Source organism: Pseudoalteromonas shioyasakiensis, from assembly GCF_022398475.1.
Lineage (GTDB): Bacteria > Pseudomonadota > Gammaproteobacteria > Enterobacterales > Alteromonadaceae > Pseudoalteromonas.
Genome location: NZ_JAKEVM010000164.1, coordinates 1 through 8,953 on the forward strand (window position 1 = coordinate 1; position 8,953 = coordinate 8,953).

Genomic DNA, 8,953 nt, shown 5'->3' on the forward strand with positions numbered 1-8,953 from the left:
GATAATAACTCAGCCACTCTAACTCTGTACAAGAAACAGGTAAGAGATATCAACGAGAGCCACACTACAAAAAAATACTGAATAGTGCCTTTAGTTAAAACAAATACAATAGTTGCTAAAATATATAGAACAAGTAACAAATAAAGTTTATGTCTAGGAAAACCATGCCAAATAAAAGCACTAGCCTCTGTTCTTATCATAAAAAAAGTAAAAAATGATAAAAGTGTTGCTAGAGCTGCGCCTGCCGCTCCTTTTAAAGGAACTAAAAGCATGTTCAGTGCACAATTAACTAAAAGTGCAATAATTGAAGCCGACATACTTAATGTGCTTTTTCTAGTTACTCCTATACCCACACCAGTCACTTGCGAAAACATATAAAATAATGGAACAGTGGCACATGGGAGTAATAAATACTCTATACTCGCATAATCAGTTGGAAAAAAATAAGGTAGTAAAAATGAAAAAACACCAAGAAATGACCAAATAAATGCAATAAGTAACATCATAAAATCGACTATTTTTTGTAACTTTACAAGATCTACTCCATCTTTGACCCAGCGATATAGTATAGGATGCCAAATATTAGTAAAAATAGTCGAAATAACAGCAACAGAGCCCGCTATAGTGACAGCGAGTGAAAATACGCCTAACTCTTCAAAGCCAGATATACTTCTAATAAAAAAGCGATCTATTGTCGTTAACGCCCAATATGATATTCCACCAACAACTAATGGAAAACTAAATAAGATCGTTTTTTTAAGCAAAGAATAGTCAAAAGAGCTGTTAAGAGATTTAATCCACGTATCTCTTGTAACCCAACAAAAAACAAAAAATGTAATTAAAATTGATAACGAGCTCATGTGCATTAAAGTTATAAACTCTGCGTTAAGTCGCATCAGTGGAATTGTACCTATAAACAATATTAGCAACAGCTTCGGTATTATTTGTGTGAGGGAGAAAGCTAAGCCTCTTTCTTCCATACGTACAACGTGCGAAAAAAAATTAATAAAGAGGCTACAAAATATACTTATTACTAGTAAAAAGGTTAAATATTGCGACTCTATACCAAACAATAACTTTGAAATAGAAAATGGCAGAAGCAATATTACTAAACATGTTAATGATAGAAAGATAAAGCCCGGTATAATGCATATTTTAAAAAGGAGTGGTTTATCTGTTACTTCATGATATTCCCTAACATAAGCCTGATGCATTGCAAGACTGAATAAAGCAACAGACAAGCTCAATATTACTTGTAGCATGGTTAGCCTTCCAACATCCTCAACTGAAAAAAACCAAGCGACAAATGGGACAGTAATCAGACTCAAAAAAGCCCCTCCTAAGGGGCCTATTGAAAAGTACATTAACTTTTTAATATTCACGAGAAAAAGTCCAATGTAGCCTTAATTACCTTTTTTTGATCTAACTCCTCAAAACCATAGTACAGAGGCAGCCTGACTAATCTTTCACTTTCGTGAGTTGTAAATTTATCTTTACCGCTAAATACACTGGCTTGGTTTCCTGCTGGTGAACTATGTAGAGGTACATAATGAAAAACTGCCGCTATACCACAAGATTTTAAATAATCAATAAACATATTCCGTGTGGTTAGATCTGTTAATTTAAGATAAAACATGTGTGCATTGTGTTCACATTCTGAAGGAATATGCGGTAATTCAACCATATTCGCGTTCTTCAAACCTTTAAAAGCATCATAGTATGCTTTCCATGAGCTTAAGCGGGCTTGATTAATCTCGTCTATACTTTCTAATTGCCCCCAGAGGTATGCTGCCTGTAAATCACTTGGTAAAAAACTACTACCGATATCAACCCATGTATACTTATCTACTGAGCCACGAATAAAGTTACTTCTATTAGTACCTTTCTCTCTTATTATCTCTGCTCTTTCGGTAAATTTAGAGTTATTAATCACTAGTAGACCACCCTCACCTCCACTAGTATAGTTTTTAGTGTCATGAAAACTAAATGCCCCAATATCGCCTAATGTACCAAGCGGCTTCCCCTTGTAAAATGACCTTACCCCTTGTGCTGCATCTTCAATAACAAATAGGTTATGCTTTTTAGCTAAAGCTAATATTGTATCCATTTCACACGCAACACCAGCATAATGAACGGGGACTATTGCCTTTGTTTTATTTGTTATTGCAGCTTCAATTAGATTTTCATTGATATTCATAGTGTCGGGTCTAATATCAACAAAAATAATTTTAGCACCTCTTAACAAAAAAGCATTTGCTGTACTCACAAATGTATAGCTAGGCATTATAATTTCGTCGCCAGGTTGAGTATCAATCAAAATAGCAGCCATTTCTAAAGCATGAGTACAAGAAGGAGTTAATAAAGCTCTATGACACGCTAGTTCTTTAACAAACCAGTTATGGCAAAGCTTGGTAAACTTCCCATCGCCAGACAATTTACCAGCTTTCATAGCCTCTAATACGTATTTCTCTTCATTGCCGGTATATGGAGTTTTGTTAAACTCAATCATGGTTGTACCTTAAGTAAGCTTCTTTAATTTTTCAATATCAGGTGATTGGGAAATAACTGAGTAATTTTCGCGTATTTTTTCGACAGGCCAGTCCCACCACTTTATTTTAAGCAAAATCTCGATCGTCTCTTTTGGAAACCTATATTTTATAACTTTAGCGGGATTACCTGCAACAATAGCATAAGGCGGCACGTCTTTAGTTACGACAGCATTTGCTCCAACGACTGCACCATCTCCAACTTCAACTCCCCTTGTTATAACTGCACCTGCAGCAATCCATACGTCACTCCCAATAACAACAGAATTCTCGAATCTATTGTAGGCGCTCTCTTCATATGGAGGGCGTATATTATCAGTAGAATTATAAAGAAATGAATGTTGAGTAACACGGGAGTAGTCATGATTAGCACCTCCAATAGAAACATTCCAAGAAATACTTGTGTAGCGACCTATGACAGAATGGAGGATCAGCGTATTACGACCTGTGTAGCTGTAAACACCTAATTGAGAGTTATCTATATGGTTATTTCTATCAATCCTAACAGCATGGAAAAGTGTAGAATTAACAACCTTGGAAAAATCACCAACACTAGATTTCTCGCTCAATTGAGATTTGAATATAGTGACATAGTTGTATAGCTTCACACTCTCATGTATTGAGCTTTCCTTTACTTCTGCTTGTGGGGTCATTTAATAATAATCTCTATAGCAGATACTAATTCTTGAGCTAATAATTCAGCTTTAGAGCTTGTGTCAGATATCACAATTACATGTCCTAACCTATCTGGTCCCACCTTAAATGCATTTACATGTTCACCTTTACCTACATCAAGTTTTAAATCAATTAGCATAGGATGATTCTGCACATGAGCCGGAATTTCGATGCTTTCGACAACTCCTGATTTTTCTGAGCGAATTAAAAGTGCTGCGTTAGGTTGCTTTGAAGCATCACTGTCTATCGTCAAAGGCTTGCCTACAGCCAGACCTATCAGATATTCGTAGATATTAACCCCATTGTAAATAGAGATATTTTCAGGTAAACAAGTTGCTCCCATTCTAGCGCCAATTTCTAAAATATAAACTTCGCTGCCACAAACCATCAGATCTACATTTGCAACTGTATTTTTTAAACCAATTGCTTTAACAGCTAAATTAATTACCTCTACACACTTTTCTTCAACATTTTTGGGGAGTTTTACAGGTAATGAATGACCAATAGGCACACTTATCGGTGGTTCAGTAACCACATCATTATGTATAAAAATTTTATCTACTCTATCACCAGAAACGAGAGCTTGCGCCCCAACCTCATATCCATCAATAAACTGCTCAACAATCACACTGGAGGCTTTTGATACTGCTAAAGCCTCACGAAAAGCATCCGTTACTTCATCATCATTTGCAACTTTTGTCACACCTCGACTCCCTGACGAGTCGATAGCTTTAATCATCACAGGGTAACCAATAGCAGAAGCTTCTTTTTTTGCATCTGAAATACTGTAAACTTCTCGATATTGAGCAGTTTTGACACCGTGATTGACCAAACACTGCTTCATCAATGACTTATCCATACTTCTTTGTGCTGCTAAAAAGCCGGTGCCAGGCAAGTTCAGCTTATCAACGACGAAACCGATTGAAGGTACAGCTACATCCGTTCCGGTAGTTAAAATTCCAGAAATATCGTATTCAATAGCCGCTGCTAAAACTGCATCTTTATCTCTAGTATCTGAGTTTACAATATGATCTGCAATTTCGAGGCCTGGGTAATTTCCCATTGGGGAGACAACTATAGCTTTATAACCTAACTCTTTAACCTTTTTGATTAAGGGAACCTGATATATTCCAGCACCTAATATCATTATTTTCACAATTTATTCCACTCTATGACTTTGCAACAAAGGCTATTAATACACTTCACAAATATATAATAGCTACTCAGCTAATAACGTTAAATAATGCCCATAACTATTTTTTTTTAATAGCTTTGCTCGTTTTTTTATATCATTTTTAGTTAGCCAAGAATTGTTTAATGCTATCTCTTCTAAGCAAGCAATTTTATAGCCTTGTCTTTTTTCTATAGTCTCAACAAATTGTGCAGCTTCGAGTAAGCTTTCATGTGTTCCTGTGTCTAACCATGCAAAGCCGCGACCTAAGCGCTCAACATTAAGCTTACTCTGTTTTAAATACATTTCATTTAAGCATGTAATTTCAAGTTCACCTCTTTGTGAAGGCTTCACCTTCTTTGCTATATCAACAACAGAGTTATCGTAAAAATAAAGACCTGTAACAGCAAAGTTAGATTTAGGTACTTCAGGTTTTTCTTCTATTGAAATAGCTTTTTTATCTCTGTCAAACTCAACTACTCCAAAACGTTCTGGATCCTTTACTTGATATCCAAAAACAGTAGCTCCTAAACCATTTTTTGCATTTTCTACAGCATTTTTAAGTTTAGGAGTAAAACCTTCGCCGTAAAAAATATTATCTCCTAATACTAGGCAAACATCGTCATTACCGATGAAGCTTTCGCCTAAAATAAATGCTTGCGCTAGACCTTCTGGCTCAGGCTGTACAGTATAACTTAGCTCAATACCAAACTGTGAACCATCTCCTAATAACCGTTTAAAAGAATCAGAATCTTCTGGGGTGGTTATAATTAAAATTTCTCGAATACCAGCAAGCATTAAGACTGAAAGAGGGTAATAGATCATTGGCTTATCGTAAATGGGTAATAACTGCTTTGATACCCCCATTGTTATAGGATAAAGGCGAGTGCCAGAGCCCCCAGCTAGGATTATTCCTTTCATATTAGTTGCTCCCCTTTAACTCACCTAAACGCTCGCGCTGGTAAGAACCACTCTGGACATTTTCACACCATTCCTGGTTATCTAAATACCATTGAACTGTTTTTCGTAACCCTGTTTCAAAGGTTTCAACGGGTTGCCAATTTAGTTCTTTAGACATTTTTGAAGCATCGATCGCATATCGTCTATCATGACCTGGTCGATCGGTTACATATGTGATCAAAGAAGAATAACTAGCTAATGGTTCTCCATCTTTAGACTTTATATTTCTTGCTTCACTTGGTGCTATCTCATCTAAAATGCTACAAATTGTTTTAACGACTTCAATATTTTGTTTTTCATTATGACCACCTATATTGTAGGTCTCTCCAATTCTCCCTTCTGTGAGCACTTTATATAAAGCACGAGCATGATCTTCTACAAACAACCAATCTCTAATTTGATCGCCTTTACCATATACAGGTAACTCTTTACCCTCTAAAGCATTTAAAATAACGAGCGGTATTAACTTTTCAGGAAAATGATATGGGCCATAATTATTTGAACAGTTAGTAATTAGTGTAGGTAAACCGTATGTACGCATCCAAGCCCTTACTAAATGATCGCTTGATGCTTTGCTGGCAGAATATGGACTGCTGGGTGCATATGGCGTATCTTCAGTAAATAATGGTAATTTTTCATCATTAACTTCACTTGGGTGAGGTAAGTCTCCATAAACTTCATCCGTTGAAATATGGTGAAGTCTAAACGATGATTTCTTTTCATCATCTAATTGACTCCAATACTGTCTGGACACTTCAAGTAAATTATATGTACCGACTATATTTGTTTGGATGAATTCAGTTGGCCCTGTAATTGAACGATCAACGTGACTTTCTGCAGCTAAGTGCATCACAACATCTGGTTTGTGACTAACAAAAATACGCTCTAGCTCTTTATAGTTACAAATATCGACGTGTTCAAATGCATACCTTTCATCAGAGGCTATGCAATCCAATGACTCTAAGTTACCCGCATATGTAAGCTTATCCACATTGACCACTGAGTGAGGAGTGCAGTTAATAATATAACGGACTAAAGCTGAGCCAATAAAACCTGCTCCTCCTGTGACTAAAACCTTCATTTCCAAATACCTTTCGTATCTATAAGATATGGACTATCAATTTTACTTTCTTTAAATGTTTTATGGTCTACAAGTAGTAAGTGAACGTCAGCCTCATGACTTGCAACGTCAAACGACTTTAATTGCAAATTATCGATATTATTTGGTAATGCATCAATATTTGGTTCCACAGCAATTACTTTTCCTGCATGAAAATCAGCAATACTAAGAGATATATTTAAAGCAGGGCTTTCTCTTAAATCATCTATATCAGGTTTAAATGCTAAGCCATAACAGGCTACAACAACATCTTTAGCTGTTTTGCTTGGGTTTGACTGTAAAAAGTCAACTATTGCTAGTTTTACTTTGTTAATTACCCATTGTGGCTTTGCGTCATTCACCTTACGTGCTGTATGGATAATTTGAGCCTCTTCAGGTGTATTACTTACTATAAACCATGGATCTACAGCAATGCAGTGCCCTCCAACGCCGGGACCTGGTTGAAGAATATTAATTCTTGGGTGCCTATTCGCTAAAGAGATTAGCTCCCAAACATCTATATCTAATTTGTCACAGATTATTGAAAGCTCATTAGCAAAAGCAATTTGTACATCACGGCATGAATTTTCAGTTAATTTAGCCATTTCAGCAGTACGAGCATTTGTAATTACACACTCGCCTTGTACAAATGTTCTATATAACTCAACTGCTCGCGCAGAACATTTAGCTGTCATTCCGCCTATTACACGATCATTCTCAACTAACTCCCTAACAACATGCCCTGGTAATACCCTTTCTGGACAATGTGCTATGTTAATGTCTGAATCTTCACCTGAATTTTGAGGAAAAGTTAAATCTGTTCTTAATTCAGCTAACCATTCAGACATTTTTTCTGTAGCACCAACCGGTGACGTCGATTCTAGTATTACTAAATCACCTTTTTTAATTACTGGTGCAATCGACTCACTCGCTTTTTTGATATATGTTAAATCTGGTTCTGGAATTTCTGACTCACTGTTTTTAAATGGAGTCGGAACGGCAATTAAGAAGGCATCTGCGGGTTCAGCTTCTAAAGTTGCTCGTAAATACCCCTCAGTTACAGCGGCATGAACAATCATATCTAAATCAGGTTCAACTATATGAATTTGCCCTTGATTAATAATATCTACTGCATGCTGGTTTACATCAACTCCAATTACTTTCTTTCTACGAGATGCAAACATTGCTGCAGTTGGGAGGCCTATATAACCTAAACCAATAACTGAGATTGTATTAAATGACATGGTTATCCTTTTGTGTAGAGCTAGGTACTAGGTCTACAAGTTCTAATTTAAAACTTTTTAAATCAAGCCATATATTAGGCTTTTAAGCTATAAAGCTATTTCTATACTGTTCAAATACGGTTAAAAATCGTAACTAAAAGTTAATTTTCCGCCAAATAGTCACAAATTCTTTGACAAGCTTTACCATCACCATATGGGTTATGGGCACGACTCATAATTTTGTAAGCGTTCTCACTTGTTAATAAATCACTAAGTGAAGTTGTAATTTTATCTACACTAGTTCCAACGAGCTTTACTGTTCCTGCTTCTACAGCTTCTGGGCGCTCTGTAGTATCACGCATTACCAGTACAGGCTTTCCAAGGCTTGGAGCTTCTTCCTGAATTCCTCCTGAATCAGTTAAAATAACGTGTGCACGATTCATCAAATATACAAAAGGTAAGTATTGCTGCGGCTCGATGAGATATACATTATCAAGATCACTTAAAAAGCGCTTCACTGGCTCTTGCACGTTTGGATTTAAATGAACTGGATATAAAATCTGACAATTTGGATATGACTTAGCTGTTTTAGCTAACGCTTTACAAATTCTTTCAAATCCTCCACCAAAGCTTTCACGGCGATGTCCGGTGACTAAAATTAGTTTTTTATTGTCATCAAGCATTGGGAACTGAGCTGCAAGAGTATTATTTAAGTCACTTTGGCTTTCTATTTGCTCTTTTACCATGAGCAATGCATCAATGACTGTATTACCTGTTACGCTTATATTCTCTTTTTCATAGTTTTCTTTTAACAGGTTTTGTTTTGAGGTTTCTGTGGGTGCAAAGTGATATTTAGTTAATGCCCCCGTTAATTTTCGGTTTGCTTCTTCTGGCCATGGTGAATAAATATTCCCCGTACGTAAACCAGCTTCAACATGCCCGACTGAAATTTGCTCGTAATATGCTGCAAGGCTTGCTGCAAAAGTAGTAGCAGTATCTCCATGTACTAGTACAACATCTGGCTTAAACTCTTTTAGTACTGGAGTTAATTCTAATAAAATACGACTTGTAACTTCAGGGAGGGTTTGTCCTGATTTCATTATATTTAGATCAAAGTCCGGTTCAATACTAAAAATATCAAGTACTTGATCAAGCATTTCTCGATGTTGTGCAGTAACACATACTTTTGCATCAAAACGTTCATCACAAGCTAATAAGCGAATCAAAGGAGCCATTTTAATTGCTTCTGGACGAGTGCCAAACACTGTCAATACTTTCT

At 36.3% G+C, this 8,953-nt stretch carries 8 protein-coding genes; all 8 read right to left on the minus strand.

Features of this window, described 5'->3' with window-relative positions; translation table 11 throughout:
- Positions 1–1,382: lipopolysaccharide biosynthesis protein (locus L1D51_RS19180; protein WP_239964536.1), on the minus strand; the 1,382-nt coding region annotated here is incomplete at its 3' end.
- Entirely contained in the window at positions 1,379–2,509 is a 1,131-nt protein-coding gene (gene rffA, locus L1D51_RS19185; protein ID WP_239964537.1) for a dTDP-4-amino-4,6-dideoxygalactose transaminase, read from the minus strand. The genes rffA and L1D51_RS19180, both read right to left, overlap by 4 nt.
- Positions 2,510–2,518: 9 nt before the next feature.
- On the minus strand, positions 2,519–3,199 hold the full coding sequence (locus L1D51_RS21800; RefSeq protein ID WP_275669222.1) for a CatB-related O-acetyltransferase: 681 nt from the start codon (positions 3,197–3,199) through the stop codon (positions 2,519–2,521).
- Entirely contained in the window at positions 3,196–4,368 is a 1,173-nt protein-coding gene (locus tag L1D51_RS19195) for an ATP-grasp domain-containing protein (RefSeq protein WP_239964542.1), read from the minus strand. Before L1D51_RS19195 ends, L1D51_RS21800 begins: the two co-directional genes overlap by 4 nt.
- Before the next feature lie 72 nt (positions 4,369–4,440).
- Positions 4,441–5,313, minus strand: coding sequence for a glucose-1-phosphate thymidylyltransferase RfbA (gene rfbA / locus L1D51_RS19200; RefSeq protein WP_239964538.1), 873 nt, complete (start codon positions 5,311–5,313; stop codon positions 4,441–4,443).
- Position 5,314: 1 nt separating this feature from the next.
- Positions 5,315–6,433 carry a dTDP-glucose 4,6-dehydratase gene (gene rfbB / locus L1D51_RS19205; RefSeq protein ID WP_239964539.1) on the minus strand — a complete coding sequence of 373 codons (1,119 nt, stop codon included), beginning with the start codon at positions 6,431–6,433 and terminating at the stop codon, positions 5,315–5,317.
- On the minus strand, positions 6,430–7,695 hold the full coding sequence (gene wecC / locus L1D51_RS19210) for a UDP-N-acetyl-D-mannosamine dehydrogenase (protein ID WP_239964540.1): 1,266 nt from the start codon (positions 7,693–7,695) through the stop codon (positions 6,430–6,432). Before wecC ends, rfbB begins: the two co-directional genes overlap by 4 nt.
- 140 nt (positions 7,696–7,835) lie before the next feature.
- On the minus strand, positions 7,836–8,953 hold a 1,118-nt coding region (wecB, locus tag L1D51_RS19215), incomplete at its 5' end, for a non-hydrolyzing UDP-N-acetylglucosamine 2-epimerase (RefSeq protein WP_239964541.1).

What these genes read in the sequence shown, in the direction of transcription:
- rffA (WP_239964537.1), bottom strand. Translation starts at nt 2,509, where the DNA reads ATGATTGAGTTTAACAAAACTCCATATACCGGCAATGAAGAGAAATAC.
- L1D51_RS21800 (WP_275669222.1), bottom strand. Translation starts at nt 3,199, where the DNA reads ATGACCCCACAAGCAGAAGTAAAGGAAAGCTCAATACATGAGAGTGTG.
- L1D51_RS19195 (WP_239964542.1), bottom strand. Translation starts at nt 4,368, where the DNA reads ATGATATTAGGTGCTGGAATATATCAGGTTCCCTTAATCAAAAAGGTT.
- rfbA (WP_239964538.1), bottom strand. Translation starts at nt 5,313, where the DNA reads ATGAAAGGAATAATCCTAGCTGGGGGCTCTGGCACTCGCCTTTATCCT.
- rfbB (WP_239964539.1), bottom strand. Translation starts at nt 6,433, where the DNA reads ATGAAGGTTTTAGTCACAGGAGGAGCAGGTTTTATTGGCTCAGCTTTA.
- wecC (WP_239964540.1), bottom strand. Translation starts at nt 7,695, where the DNA reads ATGTCATTTAATACAATCTCAGTTATTGGTTTAGGTTATATAGGCCTC.